Source organism: Enterococcus sp. FDAARGOS_553 (genome assembly GCF_003812305.1).
In the GTDB taxonomy this organism is placed as follows: domain Bacteria; phylum Bacillota; class Bacilli; order Lactobacillales; family Enterococcaceae; genus Enterococcus_D; species Enterococcus_D gallinarum.
Genome location: NZ_CP033739.1, coordinates 24,931 through 44,329 on the forward strand (window position 1 = coordinate 24,931; position 19,399 = coordinate 44,329).

Below are 19,399 nucleotides of genomic sequence, written 5' to 3' on the forward strand. Positions count from 1 at the left end.
ATTGAAAAATGGCAGTAGTTTTGACTGTTGCAGCAAACAAGGGTGGCGTTGGTAAAACTCTTATTACAATCAATCTCGCAGGAGCTATCCGTAGGAGTTTTCCTGAAGCAAAAATTCTTGTCGTTGATACTGACGCTCAAGGAAATAGTACAAAGTCTTTTCGTGTGAAAGTAGCTAAGGATCAAAATACGATTTATGATGTCTTCATGGATAATGCAACAGTTGAAGAAACTATTGTTCAAACATATGACGATCATATAGACGTTCTTCCTGCGAATTCTGATAACAACTATTTAGAGTTTGATAAAATGGAACAATTTCGTGATACCATATTAGAATGGTTTGTATCTTTACTTAAAAAATTTAAGGATAACTTAACTGAAATCATGACTGTTTCAGGATTAAAGAAAAAAATGAATAATATTATTGATCCCAGCGCGAACTATTTTAATGCTCTTGATGGTAAATTTGATAATGTGAGTGATAAATACGATTACATCATTTTCGATACACCACCAGAGTTAAAACAAGTTACCTCATCTGTTCTTTCAATTGCAGACGTAGTTATCGTCCCTTATGAACCTGATTTAAATGGGGTTGATGGAGTTACACACTTAATATCTCGTGTGAACACATTGAAAGAAAAATACAATCCAAATTTACGCATTGGAGGCGTACTTGCCAACAAAGTCTATAATACAAATCTACATGCAAAAATGATTAACGCAATGATGAAATATACTAATAGAAACAATTATCATTATTTTGATTCTGAACTCCCAAGATCAATTACCTTTGCTGATAAATTAGTTCGAAACGGAATGCCGATAACAATGAGTTCACCTGAAAACAAATTTGCTCAGCATTTTTATAAGCTGATTATCGAAATGAACAAGTTAGGTTTACTTTCTAAAAATGGTAAAGAACTAGAAATTCCTCATAAGTTATATGTTGAAAGTGACGGTGAAGAATAATGCCAAGAATAAACAGAAAAAAACCAACAGGAGATTTTGAGTCTGTATTCGATGAGGAGCTGGAAGAACTAGAAACACCTAATGACACTATCGATAGCATACCTGAGACTGAGGTAACTGTTAGCAATAGTTTTCCCTCAGATAAAGAAACAATTACCGAAAACTTTAATGAAGCAAACAGATTTGGCTTAAGCAAAACTTCGAAATCTACAAGTTCTGAACTAGTTGCACGTACATTTAAATATAAAAAAGAAACTATACAGCGAGTTGAAAGTTTAGTGTACAAAGACCAAAGACATTCTAAAAAAATTCCTGGGACTAAGGGATTTATTTCAGATTTTATGGACAATGCAATTTGGCAACATTTATTACAGCTGGGACTTGCCACTGAAGAAGAAGTTCAAAAACATCTAAACAGCTATAGTAAGTATCCACTTAACTTCGATAATTATGAAAAGAAGTAGCTTATCGCTATTTCTTTTTTTATAGGGCGAAATTTTTATATCACTATTTGTATTACCACAATATTACGATATATATTACTATGTGTATTACCATAATATTACTATTTATATTACTTTAAATATTACTATCTATATTACAAATAATATTCATACTATAAGCGCTTATACAATCACCTTTCATAAAGTAATATATTATATTACTTTATATATTACTATCTACGTGCTGTGCTTTATAACTACCTTTTTACTGAAAACCCTATAATTTAATAATACTATAAATAAAAAGACCGAGTAGTTCTCTTGACACCAAAAGCGAACACGTGTTCTAATATGTATATAAAACGTATCGTTATTTTGAAAAGGGGATTTATTATGGTCATGCAGTTTGGTGTGAATCCTACCTTCGACTATTCGAAGGAACCCTCACGCGATATTCTTTGTATCGACTGCAAAAGTTTTTATGGCTCGGTTGAATGTGTTGAGCGTGGACTCAATCCATTACAAGCAAAGCTAGTTGTCATGTCCTATCCATCAGACGATCCGCTCTTAAGGGGGAGTGGTTTAATCCTGGCTGCAACTCCAGCTGCAAAAAAAGCATACGGAATTTCAAACGTAAGCAGGGCAAGGGATTTACCGTTTCCTTATCCGGAGGATCTAATAATTGCTCCACCGCGAATGTCTTTGTATATGCGCAAAAACATGGAAATCAACAATATCTACAAAGAGTACGCAGACGAACAAAATCATGCTGTCTATAGTATCGACGAGAGCTTTTTAGACGTCACAGACTCATTGCGATTATTTGGTGCTAAAGACGCAAATGAGTTGGCTAGAATGATCCAAATTGACGTTTATAAGCGTACCGGAATCTATACAACAGTCGGAATAGGTGACAACCCTCTTTTGGCCAAGTTTGCTCTGGATCTCGAAAGTAAAAAAAATCCTCATATGAGGGCAGAGTGGCGTTATGAAGACGTCCGAGAAAAACTTTGGATCATTGACAATTTAACTGACGTGTGGGGTATAGGACGTAAAACTGCTGTTAAACTGTACCGTATGGGCATTTTCAACATGTATGATCTTGCTCATGCGAATTACTATAAGCTCAAAGATAAATTTGGTGTTTTAGGTACGCAATTATTTGCAAGTTCCTGGGGAATAGATCGCTCCTTTTTAGGTCAAAAATATTCACCTAAATCAAAATCGATAGGCAACAGTCAGGTTTTGAATCGTGATTATACTAGAAGAAATGAAATCGAAATCGTCATAAATGAAATGGCTGATCAAGTAGCAACCAGGTTACGACGTGCAGGAGCCAAAGCTGAAGTCGTATCTTTGTGGATCGGCTTTTCTATGGGCTACGTCGATCGAGCTGGCAATCGTGGTTTTAGTCAGCAAATGAAGGTGCCAGCAACCAACAGCAGCAAACAAATCGCAAGCTATCTACTTCAGATATTTAATCGTCATTACAAATATCAGGATATTAGACATGTGGGCGTAAATTGCTCAAAGCTAGTATTTTCTAATGCTTTACAGCTGGACATCTTTGCTGATCCTGACGAACAAGTAAAAGACTTGAAAATCGATTATGTGGTTGACACTATACGAAAAAAATATGGTTTTAAATCAATTGTTCACGCGAATAGTCTCCTGGAGGGCGGACGTGCAATCGCTCGATCATCATTAGTCGGCGGCCATGCAGGAGGCATGGCTGGAATCGAAGGTGGTTCTAGTGGTAAAGCGAACTAAGAAAGCTTTTTTAAATTACAATGAGTACCATGATCGCCCTTTCGGTTTAAAGTGGGGGACTGCTTATGCCATGGACGAATTAATGAAAGGCGTAAAAGAAAATGAAGCCTGGGCAACAAAAGAAGTTGCTGCTCTCGAATTAATGAATCGAGAAGAAATTGACGTTATTCTCTCAGAATCATTTCTTTATCACAAACCGGTTTCTATTCAACTCAATACGAAAGACGAATTTGGACGCTTATTAGATCCGATTGAGGGCTTATTCGTAGGTGAAGCATACGAAGACTACTTTGTCATCAACGATCAGCAAATATTTTGGCCGGACGTCCGTCATATTGAAATAAAAAAGGAACAAAAATGGTTCGATATTGCTTACTTTCGAAATAAAGGATCTCCAGGTAAAATTGAAGAGAAGAACAAAAAATACGATTCCGAAGTTGAACTAGTAAAAAACGAGTATTATCAGCCCTTTTTAGAAGACGATTGAAGTGGATTCCTTATCGTTGGTATTTTAAAACGGCTTAGAAACGCTCTGTGGCACACATTTTTATCATTGGATTAAATACTGGAGGCGAAAAATATGTGTGGACGTTATTCTTTTGATCTATCATCAGAAGAGTTGAAAAATTACTATGAACAGGTAACACCAAACGCTACAAAAAAAAATATTCGAATTGCAGTCAAAGAAGTATTTCCTTCAAATCATGTGGTGACTCTAGGAATTAATCAAGAGTCAAAGATTGTCCCTGGAATCACCCGTTGGGGATTCCAGGGATTCAAAAAAGGGCAGCTTATGATCAATGCTCGTGCAGAAACAGTAGAAGAAAAGAAGACTTTCTCAAAAGCCTTCAGAGAAAACCGTTGCGTTTTTCCTCTATCCGGATTTTACGAATGGGATTCTGAAAAACGAAAACTATTGTTTACTTCAAGAGAAAGTGACGTTTTTTATTTAGGTGGATTCTATCGTATCCATAAAACAGGTGCGGGTTTTGAAACCGAGTCTATTATTATGACAACAAAACCCAATGAATCGGTTTCGCCTATCCACGATCGCATGCCGCTGATCATTCAAAAAGATCACATTAAAGAGTGGATCACTGATTTAGATTTTGCACGAAACTATCTTACAGCGGATATGCCGGAATTAATCAGAGTGTCAACAAAAATATAATAAATGAAAAGGGAAGCGAGTTAAAATAACTCACTTCCTTTTATTTGTTATTAAACCGTTAGAGTAAAAACGTACAAAGTATTTTTAACTACCAGTTTGACTGTAATTTAACCCTTTGATTTGGAAAAAATTATTAACTTGTGAGGATCCACCACCTTTACCAGTGTTACTCAATTTAATCTGGTGACCAGCATAGGCTCGTGCATTAGTAGAAGACTGTGCTCTGAATATTTTAGTGTAAGTAGTCCATGAATAGTCATAATATCCATATGTTTGAATTTCTGTTCCATAGACTTTATTTATTTTTCCTTGTCTAGAGGATTGATTCAATTCAAAATTTACTTTGAAAGAAGACTTATAGGCATTAAATATAGAAGCAGTTACTTTCATACCAGTACAAACAGAATACCCGCTACCAGTCTGCCATGACCCTCCAGAAACACCTCTTGGTGATATTTTTGGTCTTTCGACAAATTCTGGTTTTTCTTCAAGTTCGTTGCCATCAGCATCGTAAAAGTTAGCTTCTGAAGTGTCAATTGAATATTCAATAAGATAGCCATCTTCATTTAAATACGTTTGTACAAATTCTTCCGGAGAACGTACTTCTTCATTGACTAGCCTAAGTTGGTCGGCACCGTTTTCCGAATTATCGCTCATAAGACTAAACTCAAGAAAATTTGTACCTGTCTATGAAGCAGAAACTTCAGTTGTACCACACACACCTAAAGCAAACAAACCGATTGAAGCAACTCCCAACATCAAACTAACTCTCTTCATATACTTACCTCCTAATTTATATTAAATGCAAGAAGTGGTAATAGACCATCTAATAAAATATAGATTAGAGAAACGGTGATTGCACACTTCCTCATTTTTTCCTTTGGAACTAAAGAATCAGGTATTAAATAAAGTAAAGAGAAAACTAGCAAAAAGAAGAAAATAGTTCGTGGTAATAAAATCCAAGATAAAAATTCCATATAAATCACTCCTATTTTAAACTTAATATTAATCCTTGAAAACGTTTGCTTTGTCTATATTTTAAGTATAAATTCAGTGTATATAAAAATCAACACAATTCTTATTGTTTTTAACATTAATTTTGTACTCTTTAATAGTTTTCGGTTTTATCTCCTATTAATGAAATACTAAAAGAGCGAATCTCTTATAAGTTCGCTCTTTTGTCGTTGCTATGTTTAATTTTGTTCAGAATCACTTCGAAAGTCTCAAATGTATCTATATCCAGCTGACACAACCAGAGTAGATATGGATTTGAGTCAATACCTCGGACACGATTTGTGAGAGTTTTTTCGAGATTCCGGCGGGCGATCGTCTCATCGTTTCGACCAGCCGTTAAACCAAAACCGTTTGACCGCTAATCAAAGCGATGAAGTTAAAGCCCTATGGAAATCTCGCCAAAAAAATGTGAGTGGCTGGCAAGGCCTAAACCTGTATAGTCAGCTCCTCCATTTGATTGGGTGTTAAATAATTTATACTGCTGTGGATTCGTTTACGATTGTAAAATCCCTCAATGTACCTAAACAAAGCGACATGCGCGACTTCATAATCTTCATAGGGTTCTGTTGCAAAGTTTTAAATAAAGAATAAAATCCCTTACGGTATCTATGATTTAAGCTGGGATTCCCAATAATACCTTGATTTCAGTACAGACCGAAAACCCGAAGAGAGTGCCTTCTTTTCGGGTTTTCTTATATAATCCTCGAATGGCTTCCATGCCTTTAATCGTGGTAGAGGCAGTGCGTAAACTTCGATAGAATTTATTGCGTCTCTTTACTGGACGATGGTCTTGTTCAATCAAATTATTCAGGTATTTAATGGTACGATGTTCTGTCCCTTTTCTTTAATGTACGCTTCTTGTCCTTGAGTCAGGATGATTTTCTTTCCCTCGCAGCATTTTCTTGTAGCTTTGCATTACTTGTAGTAATGAAGAGTAGGTTACTTCGGTTTCAAAAAGTAGATGATATTGTAAATGGGTGAACGTCCACGCTTCAGTGACGATGCAATAGGGGCAATTTTTGTATATTGGTAATCCACAGCCTCTATCATCACTCGTTCATCCGTGGTAAGATGAGGATAAAACATTCATGATCACTCTCTTATGTATTCTCTGGACGGAATTACATCTGGAGTGTACTCCGAATGACTCTTTATTTATCTAACTTAATTTTACAATTCGCGTAAAATAAGGTTATAGTTAACATAAATATTTAGCACGTATATAACAGTTTGATTTTAAGCTGTTTAATATCTTAATCTTTACATAATATATCTTATGTAAACTAAAAATAAAGTGATTTTTTATTAAAATCACTTTATTGTAAGTACATCCTTCCAATTCTCTGTGAATCCTATTTTCTTTAATTGTATCGTCTCAGGATTTTCTTCGATCCAAATTCTTATCCCCTCTAAAAATCCATTCCAATCACTTTGTACAGATAACGAATGAAATAATAATATATTCTTTATTGCCAACATATATGCAAAAAGATCTCTATTATATGTTTTTTTCTTCCCATACCTTTTTATTTTCCGAAAATCCTCCGAAAAAAAACTAGGTGATCCCACATTGAAGTTACTACCGTACAGTCTTCCATAATGGGCACAAACATTCCTCATATACCAAGTTGAAGAAAACCATCCGAACATTTTTTTAATAATCTCGTCACCATAGATATTTGTATTTATCCTATTTAAATCTAAAAAAGACTCCTTTATCCATTGAATCTTTATTTCATCATCCAAGGAAGAAATAAACCCAGTCATCTCTCCAAACGTAAATTCAGGAACAATAACCCACAATGGTATTTTTCCATCTTTGTGTTTAATATGATGTGCGATAGGAAGCGTCTTTATTCTATCTTGTATACGGCGATCAATCACATTTATTTCATCCTGGTAGACTCGTTTAGATGTATAAATGGTGCTATCCAAATAACATTCGCCTTTTTGCAAATCACCAGAATAATTTTGGCACAAGCTTTTAACAAAAGTTGATTTTAGCATCAACTCTATCCTACCGGTAATTCTACTGATTTCTGATCGTAAAAACATATTAAAATCATACAATATCATACAATCAGAAAATGAATACTTTTTTTCATCATTATCTGGCAAATGCTTTCTATAAATAGAGAAAGAGTAGTAATTAGTATACGTAAAAAATTCTTGCGCAAAAAGAATTTCATTTGCATCAAAAGATAATGGATTAATTTCAGCTGTTTTCAATTTATTAATCAACTCATCAATAGAACAAAATGGTTTCATAACTTTATTATGATCAATTGATGACTCAAAAACTGTTTGAATATCTCCCATAAATTTCTCCTAAAAAAAAAGACTCATAACGCTATGTTAAAAAACAGGGAACGATACAAGTGCTGGTACATTAAATATACCATTGGCTTTAATATACGTCAACAAATCAAACGTAAAAATATCAAATTTTAAGTGAGCTTTTTTATTTAATCATTCCAAATTTTCATACCGCAAATTTAGAATTATTTATGGTCAGATTCTAATAATCAATTATAGAAAAAATAAATAGCATTAATGAATTAAATTCAGTCACTATTTTATAGTTAAATAAATAGTATTTTCATAACTATAAAGGTAGATTTAATAAACTAGCTTTTACAGAGTTGTTTTAACTAAATATAACGTATTTAACTGATAGTTTTTCTACAGATTTTTAATTTCGTATTCATATTAATTTTAATTAACATTTGGAAACCTTCATCGGATGTATTCTTTAACCAATATCTTTCGAAATATTTAAAGTTAAAGCATGAGTGTTTTAATTGCTGGTTTGAGGTGTACACACACAACCCTATTGAAGCTCAAATCAACAGTGCATTCCAGCACACCAAAAATTATCACAGCTAAAGTAGATACTCAAGTTATCTACAATCTTATATTCTCATCTTTTTTTCTGTTTTATCAAATATTTCTTATGAGTTTTCGATAATTACTTGCTTTAAAAGCGAATAGCTAATTAAATTGATAGAAACAGCTGCTTTGTAAATTTCATCAAAGCTTATACCTCTCAAAACATGTCTCAGAAGTTAATCATTGGTCGACCAATTCTTTGAATGCAGAATCATATTCGATTAAAGCTTGATAAGCAAGTATTTCAACTTCATATTCTATGCCACTTTCCTCTTCTATATCAGTTTTAAGATTACTTCCTTCATTATCATAAGCTTCTGCGAATTCTATATCCTTTTTCTTTTCTTCAATCAAGTCTTTAATTAACACTAACAAACCACTCCTCTACGTGTTCTTATATATCCATCAGATTCATCAAAAAAAATAATTTGCTCTTTTTGTTCATTTTCTGGGGTTGTATTTTTCTGATGTATCTAAAATCATAATTTAAGTTATTTGATAATAATTAATACCGAAGATACATTGCTCATACATAAATGATAAGATTGCCCCCTCATCACTAGCTTGACTTCTATTAAAATACATGGATAAAAGTATATTAAATTTTTCGAGAACAGATTCAGGTATCGATAATAACCCAGTACCGTTTCTTAACATAATCTTATTAGCTGTTAACAACGCTGTTCTCTTATTCCCATTACAAAATATTTGATATTTTGTAATAAATAAAAACAGATACAACGCTTTTTCAGTTTCTGATATACTTTGATCCATTAATTCTTGGTATCGATCCCTTATCTCAGCTTCAGTTAAAATTGGTGGAATATATCTTACTTGAATAGTCGATGCTGCGACCCCACCTATTCGTATTTCATCAGGAAAAAGGGACTCTTCTGCTGCAATAACCCGATTAATCCGCTTACTTGTCTCTATTAAGGGCTCCTGTACGTCGTTTAAAAGCAATTCAAAGCCTCTTTTTAAGTTAACGACGGTCAGGACATCATCTACAGCCACGTTATTGGCCCGATTATGCTTAATAATCTCTTCTGTTTGTAATAATGTTGTATTCAGCCCTTCAAATTTTCCCGCATTATACACCAGCTCTACAATGTTCTTCTTCAATAAATACACAGACTCTTTGCGAGATAAGTGGTATTTGTCAGGAAATTTCGGATGCTTTTCTTCGTTCATTTTCTCTCCTCTTGAATTTTTCCTTCTATTATATAGGGCGTTATTCTGTCACAGATCCAAACTCTTTACGGCAGTATCTTTATCTTCCTGAGTGATCCCAATATAGCGTAAGGTTTCCCGCTGCGAAGAATGGTTGAGTAGTGACTGAATGATCTCGGTTTTGGTCCCTTGCTTATATAAAAAATAGCCGAAGGTCTTACGCATCGAATGCGGGCCAATTTCTTTCAACCCAACCGCCGTGCCAGCTTCATGAATGATCCGCCAAAGGCTTTGTCGGGTTAAAGGCGTATCTGCTCCCTTTCGACTTGGAAACAAATACTTGCTGAAGTCATGTACTTGCAGCTGCTCAGGAAATTCGGATTGAACATAATCGAGAATCACTTTTCGTAATTTGTTCGAAATGAAGACCGAATTGTGTTTGGCCGTTTTTTGTTCCTTCATGGCCAGACGTTCTTTGACAATCACCCGTCCACGGGAAATTTCTAACACGTCACTTAATTTCAACTGTCTCAAATCGGAGATTCGATACGCCGTATTGATCCCGATCGAAAAAAGCACCAAATTTCGTTGCCCATATTTTCCGGAAGCCAAAATGGCCTTCATGGCATCGATCTTTTTTTTGTCGCGAATCGGTTCCACGCTCTTCATTTTTAGCCCCCTCTCAAATGTTACTTAATATGATTATACCAGATAATAAGTCACATTTAAACACGCTATAGAAAAAAGGCTCTCAAAGAAAAGTGATTTCCTCTTAGAGCCTCTAAGGATGGAGCGATTTTGACGAATGTGACAGAATCAGTTTGTGTCACATTGGACTTTTGATATTTTCGGTAAGATTTGATTATCTCAGAACATTAATATTGCCCCTTTAAAAAATTTTGTCAGTACTTTTAAGTTATTCTATTCTGAAAATTCAAAATTTTCAGTCTATATAATTAACTTATATTCAGTTTTACCAAATGATAAGCTTTAAAAAGTATTCAGAATTTAGTCATGTTATGGATCCAATAAAGTAGATAGGGAGCGTCAATAATTTTGTGTAAATAACTCGTCCTTCTGCAAAATAATGGGTTACTCAGTAAACATTGAAGCTAATGTATCCGTCACTTGTTGGAAGCCTTTATGGCTTCTATTTAAGAATTTTTGATTGTATGTATCAAAGATGAATACTAGGAAATGCTCTAGTGATTCTTAGTTTCTCAATTCAACAACTATAATCAGAAGTTTTTGTGTCGGATTCATAAAGGTTTTAAAGAAATACAAGATACATTAGAATCAATGTTTTAACTTAACCGACAGAATGATTTTTTCCATTTACACATAATTCTTGACGCAACCGAAATTACTAATAACCATATTTTATATTAGATATAGACATCAATTCTTTTAATTTTTTTGATTGCTTTGCATTTAAAGATACACCGTCTTTTTTTATTGCATTTGATATTTCTAAATTCATACGACTTAAAATTAAAGGTACTGAAGTTCCTTCATTTTTCAGATTTCCAAGGTAGGTGTGCAATACCATTCGAAGGGAATCATTTCCTGAATCTGTCTCTAAATCATCTAATAATTCAGTAATAATTATTTCTGCTCTTTTGCTTCGATCATCTCCGCCAGAAAACCATTTTAAATTACTCATTTATTAATCCTCCTTAATTTTAATTTACTTTTAAATAATTTTATTATAATTTCTCGAAGTCACTTTTTATCTAAATCAATTATCAAAAAATCGAGTCAATTACACAAGATTGTGGACTTGACTAATTCTTATTGTGACAAACTCATATTTTTTAATATGTAACTATTTTTTCCTCTTAAATATATTATACCACTTAGTTTCTTTTTCTTCTTTCTCTTCTTCTAATTCTGACTCTAACATTTTGATATTATTTATATCATTTAAACTTAATCTTTGTTGCTGATCTAATAATGTTTGATTTTTATCTAACTGAATCAATAAGTTTTCATTCAGTTTTGATAGTTTTTTATGGTTCTGTTGGCTCATTTGGGATTAAATCCACTACTAGCGTTGAGTTAGTTAACTTTGCAATTTGTTCTAGTGTTTTTATGGTTGGATCTGATTTTCCTGATTCTATTCGTGAATAATTTGATCTACTCATTTCTAATTCTTGGGAGAATTTTTCTTTTGATTTGGTACCTCTCATCTTTTTTAAGCTTTCTCTAAATGCTAGTTCCAAGTTTCTCCCCCCTCTTTTTGTGTAATAAAATTCACGCTTTATTTAAATTATAGCTTTTAATATCTTAATAAACAAGTGATTAATCACTTGTGATTTGTGATAGGTGATTTGTGATAAGTGATTTTATCTTAATTTATCAACTGTTTAGAATATTAAGTATGCTATACTAATTAACGGCAACTTGCCCCGTAAGGGGGTGTTGTTGTGTTTTACCAAATCTTATCGTTAATCGTTGCGCCAGTACTTGTTGGCATAGTCACTGAACTATTTTCTCATTGGTTAGAAGAGAAGGACAAAGACAACGATTGAAAGCAAGTTGCTACCTAACCCACAACGCTAGCCATCGCAACTAGTGCAAAAAAAGCCCAACCTACTCGACATAGGTTGGGCTTTTGTGTTGTTGTGCAACAACAAATCTTATCGTTTCGCACATTTATTATAGCATGATTTCAAAATGAAGCCAAGTTACGGTTTCAAACGAAATTTTTTTCATTATTTATCCTTTCTGCTTACAAATCTATTAAAGCAATACCAATTGAACAACAAACCTAGTATCAGAAGAATACCACCAATAATATATAGACTATAGTTTCCATTCTTATTAAATCCCAAAAATACTATACAAATCGAAAATAGCAACATAACGCAAAATGCAACATTAATTATTATTGAAAATTTTTTCAAATTCGTTAACCTCCTTCCATTCGAGCTTCTTCATATGCTTTACAATTTGTACAGTAAAAATGATAAATCTCATTATTATTTTACATAGAAACCGCTTTCAACGCAATTATTAACTGTTTTATTATAGCCTGGTTTTGAAATGATTCCAAATTGCTTATTCTACGGTTGTTACTGGTGTTGCCTAGAACGATTCTAAGCGCTTGTTTAATTTTAAAGTATAGATTCCCCTTCAAAACGTACTACAATGATCCAATAAAAGCGTGGCTGCTAGTGAAACTTGCGACCATGCTTTTATAAATACTTAATTAGATTCTCTTTTTAAAAATGAATGCTGATCCTAATACTATTAATGACCCTAGGACAGACAATGCAATATTTTTTGTTTCTCCTGTTTTTGGTAAAACTTTCATTTTTCCGTCTGAACCTTTAACCGTTGTATCTGTATTAACTGGGTTTTCAATTGGGTTTGTGTCTACTGGTTTGTTTGGTACTGTTGGTTTACTTGGTTCTGTCGGCTTGCTTGGTTCCGTTGGCTCTGTTGGTTCCGTTGGTTCTGTTGGTTCTGTTGGTTCCGTTGGCTCCGTTGGCTCCGTTGGTTCCGTTGGCTCCGTTGGCTCTGTTGGTTCCGTTGGTTCCGTTGGTTCCGTTGGCTCCGTTGGTTCCGTTGGTTCCGTTGGTTCCGTTGGTTCCGTTGGTTCCGTTGGATCAACTGAATCAACACTGGATCCTCCTAATTCAAGCTCACCAAAGACCATGGGGTTTTGATACCCTTGGCCACTTAAATCATTCCATATAGCTACACTTTCTCTGTTTCCAGATGTCGCGTCATTTATTTGTAAGTCAAAACCAATGGCATCTCCTTCTTCAGGGTCTAAAACCTGCCATTTAATAGCCATTTGCACACTGTATCCTGTAGCCGTTTGGGTCACAAGTGAACGCTCAATGGCCTGAGCCGTTGTTTCTCCAACAGTTTCTTCACCATCTGCATTCACCCGGTATTGACCATCTCCTTCTTTATATGAAGAGTCAGAATGACGAGTCTCACTAAGAAATACTTCTATCGAATCTTGCGCCCAGTCTTCTTCACCAGTCGTATCAATAGTGCTATCATCGACTTCTACGAGAACGTATAGATAATCTTCATCCCAAAGAAGTCTCCCCACACCCGTGGCTCCTTGCCAAGCCATTTGATAACGATTCACGTCTATAGAATCCGCTGCAGACCAAAGTTCATCTAACTCTTCACTTATTTCAGGGGTCCCATAAGTTGCTACAGTCCGCCTATTTTCCACTGGCACATCCTCTGAAGCATAGGTTGCTAAAAAGCCTTCCGGGTCAATAACTGCTTCAAAGGCCTTTTTGGGCTGTAAGTCCCTATCAAAAAGAAGAGGACTATTTTCCGATCGCCAACTTGTAGAATCGTTTAACCCCCAAAACGTTACTTTTGAGATTACGTCAGAATGCTCTTTGTACAATGAAAATAGCTTAGCGTACCGAATTCCCTGAGCAATTTCTTCTTTTTCTGTTAATTCCGAAGTAGTGTTTGCTGCAATATCCAACTCTGTAACACCTATTTCTACATCTAACTCTTTAAATCGCTCTATAGATTTCCTGACATTATCTATAGAGGTTCCCATATTGTAATGTCCTTGCATTCCCACGCCATCAATTAAACGTTCACCAGGATGGTTTTCTGCATAATTTTCGTTAATTTCTTTTATCATATGATAAATAGCTGTGGCTTTATTTTGTTTATCCTCATTGAAGTCATTGTAGTAAAGTTTGACATCGTGCCAACCGTTTTCATCTAGCACTTCCCTAGCTTTCATAAAAGCCAATTCAACATAGTCATCTCCAATGGCTTCAGCCCACTCTGATCGTCTTAACATGGAACGCCACATTTCAGGGTCACTTGGATTATCATCCATTGCTTCGTTTACTACATCCCATGAAATAACGCTGTCCCCGTATGCTAAAATGGTTTTTTCTATGTGACTTTCCATATTAGCTAAAGCTTCTTCCCGCGACAATCGTTCTCCATCACTCGTATGTAGCCATTCTGGTGATTGCTTGTGCCAGACTAATACGTGTCCGTGAAGCAGTAATCCTTCCTCTTTCACTCTATCTACCAATCTTATTTGATCGGTAACGTCAAATTCCTGATTAGCGTTGTAAGATGATTCCGGCTTCATCGCATTTTCAGCAGTTACCAAATTATGATGCTTTTTAAGAAGCTCTAATCTCTGCCCACCCAAATCTGACATAGATACAGCATTACCTATTAAGAAGTAATCCTCATACACTTCCTTTATTGACTGGACATCCGATTGAGTTGGTGTTTCTATTTTGTTGCCAGTGGGGGTTAGAGTGAAATCGTCAATCATGTAAGAAACGGAATCATTCCCTGAACTTTCAACGTAAACACTAATAAAATCATCGACTATAGAGTCGTATCTATAAGTCCCTTCTAAAAGCTTCCATGTATGAGAATCAACCCTTTGATTATCAATGGTCTGATAGCTAGCAGTATTCCCCTCTCCAATTTGAGTGGATAACTGTAATTCAGCGGATCCTTCGTCTACAAGTTTCACCCTAACGGAAAAATGATATTCCATAGATTCTTCTACTAATTCACTAATTTGAAGCGATGGCCCGTTCCAAGCTTCTGTTCTACCAGTGACTTTTAATGCGTGCTCTCCTTCATATGCATCCTCATTTGTTTGTTCGACTGTTTCATTCTCACCTCTTGGTCCAAACTCTTCTGGCCCGTCTTCAAAAGTGATATGATAACCCTCATCTGATTCAGCAAGGGAAACAGATGGAAAAGCTAATCCTACAAGTAAAGTGCTCAGTACAATGAACGTTAATAATTTAATTTTCATAAAATCCTCCTATGTTACCGCTTTCAATACTTTAGGTGTATTTTACTTTATTTAAGAAAAGATGTCTATAATTAATTTATCAGAATGGTTTTTTACTTCAGCCGGAACACTAATTCAAGGGATCTGTAGTATATATCTGCTATTAAATGAAACATATCAGATATATTGAATATATTAAGTATATCTTATACTCTCTATAAAGACACTCCTCTTAATATACAGTTCCATTATATAAAGCTTAACTATATACATAGTATATGAATTGACAGACATCGGTACGCCAATCGTCAAACAGCATAATGGTATCAATGAGATCACCTTATATTATGACTTGCCGCTCTTCTTTTATTTCATCATCGGGTTGACCTTCATTGGTTGGCTGATTTAATTCATCATGTTTATTAGAAGTCGGATACATTCATAAAAAAATGAGGTCGAGACAAAAATCGTTTATGAGAAATTAGAGAAAAAACGAACAATACATTTTTTGTATTGCTCGTTTTTTTTAAATTTCCGAAAAACCTGCCTTTCGGACGTCGTTTATTTGAGAGAGGTTAGCACAGAAGTGTTTAACTCCGAGAAATAAGAAGAAATGAACGAAAATTGCTTTTCAAATTTTTGTTCATTTCGGCTTATTTAAGAAGGAGTTGCTTCTGCTCCCGTCGTTTATTCGAGAGTCTGTAGCAAACCTGGTTTTTAGATTTGTCCCATATTCTTATTGTGACAATATTCCTTCGTTTCTCTTCACTCCAACGTGACTGCTACCCCATAATGATCACTGACAATCGGGCCATTTTCCCCGTCAAAAATACGTTGATAACTTGTAACAAAGCAATCTTGTGGTACATAAATATAGTCGATACGTAGCCCCTCTTTATTGTTTTCCCAGCCATCGATTCTCTTTTCGATCGTTGCTTCAGCTTGTTTTTTTTGCGCGATTGGATAAGCATCACGAATAGGCAACTGACTTTTTGCCACTAAATCGTACCCGCTGCCTTCAGCAGGATTGTTGAAATCCCCTAATAGATACAGTGGTGTTGTAAGAGGCGCTAAACTTGCTTCTAATTCTTTCCACTCAAATGCAAATCCGCTTTTTTCATCTGCCCACCAAGAAAAATGACAGCTTGCTACAGTAATACATTGTGTTTTGACAGAGGTTTGACCTACTAATATTTTTCGAGTATGGTAATCCTCTTTTTCTTTTGTTTCGGAGACTAGGTGCGTTTGACTAGTTAGTGGTTGTTTGGAAAGAAGCGCATTGCCTTCCTCATAGATAGCATAGCCGATATGACTCATTTCCCAACTCCAATAGTAAGTTTCACCTTGTTCTGCTAAGAGCTGAATCAAGCAATAGGCAAAGTTATCCGAGCGGACAGGCGTTTGTTCCTGCACCTGACTAAAATTCTTCAGCTGCTCACTGGTTAGTCGTTTTGCGTCCATCGTTTGATTGACTTCTTGCAATGCGATCACATCATATTGTTCATGACAGATTTTTTGAGCGATCTGTTTTAATTTTTCTTGTGGTTCCTCTTCTAACCAGCTATGCGTATTCAACGTCATTATTTTCATATAATTCTCCTTCTTAATGGGACGGGTCGAAACATTGCTCCCACCTTCTGGATCCATATAGGTAAAGACCCCAAAGTAGTTTATTCAAAAAATAAGCCAATAATCCCTGAAATAGGAAAAGCAATTTCGGGATTATCGGCTTACTTCTAGGAGTTACACACATCGAACACATTCTTTCGATATGAAATACACACATGAACTTCTGTGATTCTTTACAAGTTTATTTTCCCGATCACTGTTCCTCGTTCAGTGTCTCCTAATTTATTGATGGTCAGCCCATTGACTTTGTCATCTGTAAAGACTACTATGATCGTCGTTTCTTTCCCTTCGTTCTTGATTGCATCTAGATTCATCTGAGCAATCGTTGTTCCTGCTATTACTTCTTGGCCTTCAGAAACTAAGATCTCAAACGCTGGCTGGCTCATCTGAACAGTATCCAGTCCCATATGGATCAAAACTTCTGCTCCTTCTGCTGTTTGCATGCCAATTGCATGCTTGGTTGGGAAGACACTCACGATTTTACCAGAAAGTGGTGCCGTCACTTCTCCAGTGGCAGGAATGACAGCAAAGCCATCACCCATCATCTTTTGTGAAAAGACTGGATCATTCACATCTGTTAAAGCAATTACCTCACCAGTTGCTACAGTGAATAATTCTTTTTCGATACCTAAAACATGTTTCTCTTCATTCTTCTCATTTTTATTTGTTGCCTCAACTGTTGGCTCTGGAATATCAGCGCCTGATTGTAGTAAATCTTCAATATCCGATTTCAACACATCCGCTTTTGGTCCATACACGGCTTGCACACCTTTGTCCTTAACGATCAAGCCCATCGCTCCAGCACGTTTCCATTCTTCTTCTGAACCGACTTTCCCAGGATCCTCGACGCTGACACGTAAACGAGTCATACAAGCATCTACATCCTTGATGTTTCCTTTTCCACCTAACAAATGGATGATCTTAATGATTTGTTGATCTGCATTAGTTGCAGAACCTGATGGCGTTTCTTCACTGTCGTTATCATAGTTCCCGTTACGTCCTGGTGTAGCATAATTGAATTTTTTGATCAAAAAGTTTGCCACAAAATACGTCAATACTCCAAATAATATGACACAGATAACAAAATTGAGCAAGTCTTTACCTAATCCTGCTTTGATCGCTAATGGTGTACGTGTCAATAGTTCAATGTTCCCAAATGAATGGACACGTAAAGGTAGAATATCTGCCATTGCAAAAGCTGCCCCTTGGATCAGAGAATAAACAATGTAAAGAGGTACAGCTGCAAACATGAACATGAACTCTAATGGTTCGGTTACACCTGTTAAGAAAACTGCAAGTGCTGCTGAAAAATACATTGATTTATATTTAGACTTTTTGTCTGGATCAACATTACGGTACATCGCTAGTGCTAATCCCATCAAGATACCGGAAGCACCAATCATTTGTCCCACTTTAAAACGAGCAGGTGTCCAGTTCGTCAATACGAATTCATATTGCGACATGTCGCCGGCGCCTTTCAAGTTGACCAAATCAGTCGCCCACGCCAACCATAAAGGATCTTGTCCAAATACTTGTGTTCCCGCTTGCGCACCAGATAATATCTCATAGGTACCACCCAGCTGCGTATAATTGATTGGGATCGTCAACATGTGATGTAAGCCAAATGGTAACAATAGACGTTCCAATGTACCATATAGGAATGGTGCTAAAATCGGAGCGTTTTCTTTTGACTCTGCAATCCACAATCCAAAGTTATTGATTCCTGCTTGGACATTCGGCCATACAATAGCAAGAATCAATGCAACAATCGTTGACCACAAAATAACTACAAAAGGAACAAATCTTTTTCCATTAAAGAACGATAATGCGTCAGGTAATTTACGATAATTGTAATATTTATTATATGCCATCGCCCCAACGAACCCTGCAATAATCCCAACAAATACCCCCATATTTAGTGCTGGTGCTTCTAATACACTGGTAAAGAACCCTTTAACCATGATTTTCGTGCCAAACAAGTTATGCGTAAATGCGTCTTCATTTGCCAACATCTCATTAGTCACACCAAAAATTGCTCCTGTGATCCGATTGATCAATATAAATGAGATCCCCGCAGCGAATGCTCCCCCTGCTCGTTCTTTTGCCCAACTACCACCTATCGCTAGTGCAAATAAAAGATGTAAATTTCCGATAATTGCCCAACCAATATTTTCGATCACGCCACCCGTTGTAACTAAAGGTGCAAGATCAGGATTGATCAACGGAATCGATTTACCGATACTGATCATCAAACCTGCCGCTGGCATAACTGCCACAACGACCATTAAAGCCTTTCCAAATTTTTGCCAAAACTCAAAGCTAAATATTTTTTTCATTTCCTCGTCTCCTTTGTGCAATCGGTTTCGTTGTTAGTTATTATAGCGTGTGTTTCTTTTTTTGTAAATGCTTTATTTCGTATTTTTATGCTTTTTCTGTAAGTACCCAATCGTTCTTTATACATTATTTCTGTTCATATTATAGTAGTAAATATTGATACAATCGCTTTTATTTTGTTTTTTCATCCACTTCAAAATTTAATTTCACTTTTCTAGTTGACTTACGCAATCGATTG

Annotated in this window: 18 protein-coding genes and 4 pseudogenes; 8 read left to right on the plus strand and 14 right to left on the minus strand. The window is 35.6% G+C overall.

Going from position 1 to position 19,399, the window contains the following annotated elements; all coding sequences use genetic code 11:
- Positions 1-8 precede the first annotated feature (8 nt).
- From EGX73_RS00165 to EGX73_RS00185, 5 genes are all read left to right on the plus strand, one after another.
- Entirely contained in the window at positions 9-974 is a 966-nt protein-coding gene (locus tag EGX73_RS00165) for a ParA family protein (protein ID WP_002300091.1), read from the plus strand.
- Positions 974-1,438: a hypothetical protein gene (locus EGX73_RS00170; protein WP_029486099.1), complete on the plus strand. Its 465-nt coding sequence runs from the start codon at positions 974-976 to the stop codon at positions 1,436-1,438. The genes EGX73_RS00165 and EGX73_RS00170 overlap by 1 nt, the downstream gene beginning before the upstream one ends.
- A gap of 372 nt (positions 1,439-1,810) precedes the next feature.
- Entirely contained in the window at positions 1,811-3,187 is a 1,377-nt protein-coding gene (locus tag EGX73_RS00175) for a Y-family DNA polymerase (protein ID WP_123866610.1), read from the plus strand.
- Entirely contained in the window at positions 3,171-3,674 is a 504-nt protein-coding gene (locus EGX73_RS00180; protein WP_029486101.1) for a hypothetical protein, read from the plus strand. The genes EGX73_RS00175 and EGX73_RS00180 overlap by 17 nt, the downstream gene beginning before the upstream one ends.
- A gap of 93 nt (positions 3,675-3,767) precedes the next feature.
- Positions 3,768-4,358: an SOS response-associated peptidase gene (locus EGX73_RS00185; RefSeq protein ID WP_029486102.1), complete on the plus strand. Its 591-nt coding sequence runs from the start codon at positions 3,768-3,770 to the stop codon at positions 4,356-4,358.
- A gap of 84 nt (positions 4,359-4,442) precedes the next feature.
- Here EGX73_RS00185 and EGX73_RS00190 read toward each other — a convergent pair whose 3' ends face one another.
- From EGX73_RS00190 to EGX73_RS00245, 11 genes and pseudogenes are all read right to left on the minus strand, one after another.
- Positions 4,443-5,015, minus strand: coding sequence for a hypothetical protein (locus tag EGX73_RS00190; RefSeq protein WP_123866611.1), 573 nt, complete (start codon positions 5,013-5,015; stop codon positions 4,443-4,445).
- Between the two features lie 783 nt (positions 5,016-5,798).
- A pseudogene (locus tag EGX73_RS00200) lies at positions 5,799-5,921 on the minus strand (IS3 family transposase); the annotation flags it as partial.
- Between the two features lie 64 nt (positions 5,922-5,985).
- Positions 5,986-6,213 (minus strand): annotated as a pseudogene (locus EGX73_RS00205) (DDE-type integrase/transposase/recombinase); the annotation flags it as partial.
- A gap of 470 nt (positions 6,214-6,683) precedes the next feature.
- The gene (locus EGX73_RS00210) at positions 6,684-7,691 is read right to left on the minus strand and encodes an Abi family protein (protein WP_123866613.1); all 1,008 of its coding nucleotides are present in this window, start codon (positions 7,689-7,691) and stop codon (positions 6,684-6,686) included.
- A 750-nt stretch (positions 7,692-8,441) separates the two neighbouring features.
- Positions 8,442-8,630: a hypothetical protein gene (locus EGX73_RS00215; RefSeq protein ID WP_123866614.1), complete on the minus strand. Its 189-nt coding sequence runs from the start codon at positions 8,628-8,630 to the stop codon at positions 8,442-8,444.
- Between the two features lie 117 nt (positions 8,631-8,747).
- Positions 8,748-9,452, minus strand: a complete 705-nt coding sequence (locus EGX73_RS00220) for a Fic family protein (RefSeq protein ID WP_123866615.1) — start codon at positions 9,450-9,452, stop codon at positions 8,748-8,750.
- A 48-nt stretch (positions 9,453-9,500) separates the two neighbouring features.
- The gene (locus EGX73_RS00225) at positions 9,501-10,100 is read right to left on the minus strand and encodes a tyrosine-type recombinase/integrase (RefSeq protein ID WP_070415749.1); all 600 of its coding nucleotides are present in this window, start codon (positions 10,098-10,100) and stop codon (positions 9,501-9,503) included.
- Between the two features lie 423 nt (positions 10,101-10,523).
- Positions 10,524-10,658 (minus strand): annotated as a pseudogene (locus EGX73_RS00230) (IS256 family transposase); the annotation flags it as partial.
- A gap of 139 nt (positions 10,659-10,797) precedes the next feature.
- Positions 10,798-11,094, minus strand: coding sequence for a bacteriocin immunity protein (locus EGX73_RS00235; protein ID WP_123866616.1), 297 nt, complete (start codon positions 11,092-11,094; stop codon positions 10,798-10,800).
- Positions 11,095-11,256: 162 nt separating this feature from the next.
- Positions 11,257-11,460: a hypothetical protein gene (locus EGX73_RS00240; protein WP_010731574.1), complete on the minus strand. Its 204-nt coding sequence runs from the start codon at positions 11,458-11,460 to the stop codon at positions 11,257-11,259.
- Positions 11,441-11,653 carry a helix-turn-helix transcriptional regulator gene (locus EGX73_RS00245; RefSeq protein ID WP_010731575.1) on the minus strand — a complete coding sequence of 71 codons (213 nt, stop codon included), beginning with the start codon at positions 11,651-11,653 and terminating at the stop codon, positions 11,441-11,443. Before EGX73_RS00245 ends, EGX73_RS00240 begins: the two co-directional genes overlap by 20 nt.
- A 204-nt stretch (positions 11,654-11,857) precedes the next feature.
- On the opposite strand from EGX73_RS00245, the gene EGX73_RS00250 reads away from it, so the two are divergent.
- Positions 11,858-11,962, plus strand: a complete 105-nt coding sequence (locus tag EGX73_RS00250) for a type I toxin-antitoxin system Fst family toxin (protein WP_109840873.1) — start codon at positions 11,858-11,860, stop codon at positions 11,960-11,962.
- Between the two features lie 680 nt (positions 11,963-12,642).
- Here the strand turns inward: EGX73_RS00250 and EGX73_RS00260 are convergent.
- On the minus strand, positions 12,643-15,219 hold the full coding sequence (locus EGX73_RS00260) for an endo-1,4-beta-xylanase (RefSeq protein ID WP_123866617.1): 2,577 nt from the start codon (positions 15,217-15,219) through the stop codon (positions 12,643-12,645).
- A gap of 262 nt (positions 15,220-15,481) precedes the next feature.
- On the opposite strand from EGX73_RS00260, the gene EGX73_RS16370 reads away from it, so the two are divergent.
- Together EGX73_RS16370 and EGX73_RS16430 are read left to right on the plus strand one after the other, a co-directional pair.
- Positions 15,482-15,607 (plus strand): hypothetical protein, encoded by a 126-nt coding sequence (locus EGX73_RS16370; protein ID WP_260606320.1) that lies wholly within the window; start codon positions 15,482-15,484, stop codon positions 15,605-15,607.
- A gap of 154 nt (positions 15,608-15,761) precedes the next feature.
- A pseudogene (locus EGX73_RS16430) lies at positions 15,762-15,893 on the plus strand (DUF3788 domain-containing protein); the annotation flags it as partial.
- A gap of 70 nt (positions 15,894-15,963) precedes the next feature.
- On the opposite strand, the gene EGX73_RS00265 reads toward EGX73_RS16430, so the two are convergent.
- Positions 15,964-16,788 (minus strand): endonuclease/exonuclease/phosphatase family protein, encoded by an 825-nt coding sequence (locus EGX73_RS00265; RefSeq protein WP_010725664.1) that lies wholly within the window; start codon positions 16,786-16,788, stop codon positions 15,964-15,966.
- Between the two features lie 212 nt (positions 16,789-17,000).
- On the minus strand, positions 17,001-19,163 hold the full coding sequence (locus tag EGX73_RS00270; RefSeq protein WP_123866618.1) for a PTS transporter subunit IIBC: 2,163 nt from the start codon (positions 19,161-19,163) through the stop codon (positions 17,001-17,003).
- Positions 19,164-19,399 lie beyond the last annotated feature (236 nt).

What these genes read in the sequence shown, in the direction of transcription:
- EGX73_RS00210 (WP_123866613.1), bottom strand. Translation starts at nt 7,691, where the DNA reads ATGGGAGATATTCAAACAGTTTTTGAGTCATCAATTGATCATAATAAA.
- EGX73_RS00265 (WP_010725664.1), bottom strand. Translation starts at nt 16,788, where the DNA reads ATGAAAATAATGACGTTGAATACGCATAGCTGGTTAGAAGAGGAACCA.
- EGX73_RS00175 (WP_123866610.1), top strand. Translation starts at nt 1,811, where the DNA reads ATGGTCATGCAGTTTGGTGTGAATCCTACCTTCGACTATTCGAAGGAA.
- EGX73_RS00240 (WP_010731574.1), bottom strand. Translation starts at nt 11,460, where the DNA reads ATGAGCCAACAGAACCATAAAAAACTATCAAAACTGAATGAAAACTTA.
- EGX73_RS00225 (WP_070415749.1), bottom strand. Translation starts at nt 10,100, where the DNA reads ATGAAGAGCGTGGAACCGATTCGCGACAAAAAAAAGATCGATGCCATG.
- EGX73_RS00235 (WP_123866616.1), bottom strand. Translation starts at nt 11,094, where the DNA reads ATGAGTAATTTAAAATGGTTTTCTGGCGGAGATGATCGAAGCAAAAGA.
- EGX73_RS00165 (WP_002300091.1), top strand. Translation starts at nt 9, where the DNA reads ATGGCAGTAGTTTTGACTGTTGCAGCAAACAAGGGTGGCGTTGGTAAA.
- EGX73_RS00220 (WP_123866615.1), bottom strand. Translation starts at nt 9,452, where the DNA reads ATGAACGAAGAAAAGCATCCGAAATTTCCTGACAAATACCACTTATCT.
- EGX73_RS00190 (WP_123866611.1), bottom strand. Translation starts at nt 5,015, where the DNA reads ATGAGCGATAATTCGGAAAACGGTGCCGACCAACTTAGGCTAGTCAAT.
- EGX73_RS00260 (WP_123866617.1), bottom strand. Translation starts at nt 15,219, where the DNA reads ATGAAAATTAAATTATTAACGTTCATTGTACTGAGCACTTTACTTGTA.
- EGX73_RS00170 (WP_029486099.1), top strand. Translation starts at nt 974, where the DNA reads ATGCCAAGAATAAACAGAAAAAAACCAACAGGAGATTTTGAGTCTGTA.
- EGX73_RS00185 (WP_029486102.1), top strand. Translation starts at nt 3,768, where the DNA reads ATGTGTGGACGTTATTCTTTTGATCTATCATCAGAAGAGTTGAAAAAT.
- EGX73_RS00270 (WP_123866618.1), bottom strand. Translation starts at nt 19,163, where the DNA reads ATGAAAAAAATATTTAGCTTTGAGTTTTGGCAAAAATTTGGAAAGGCT.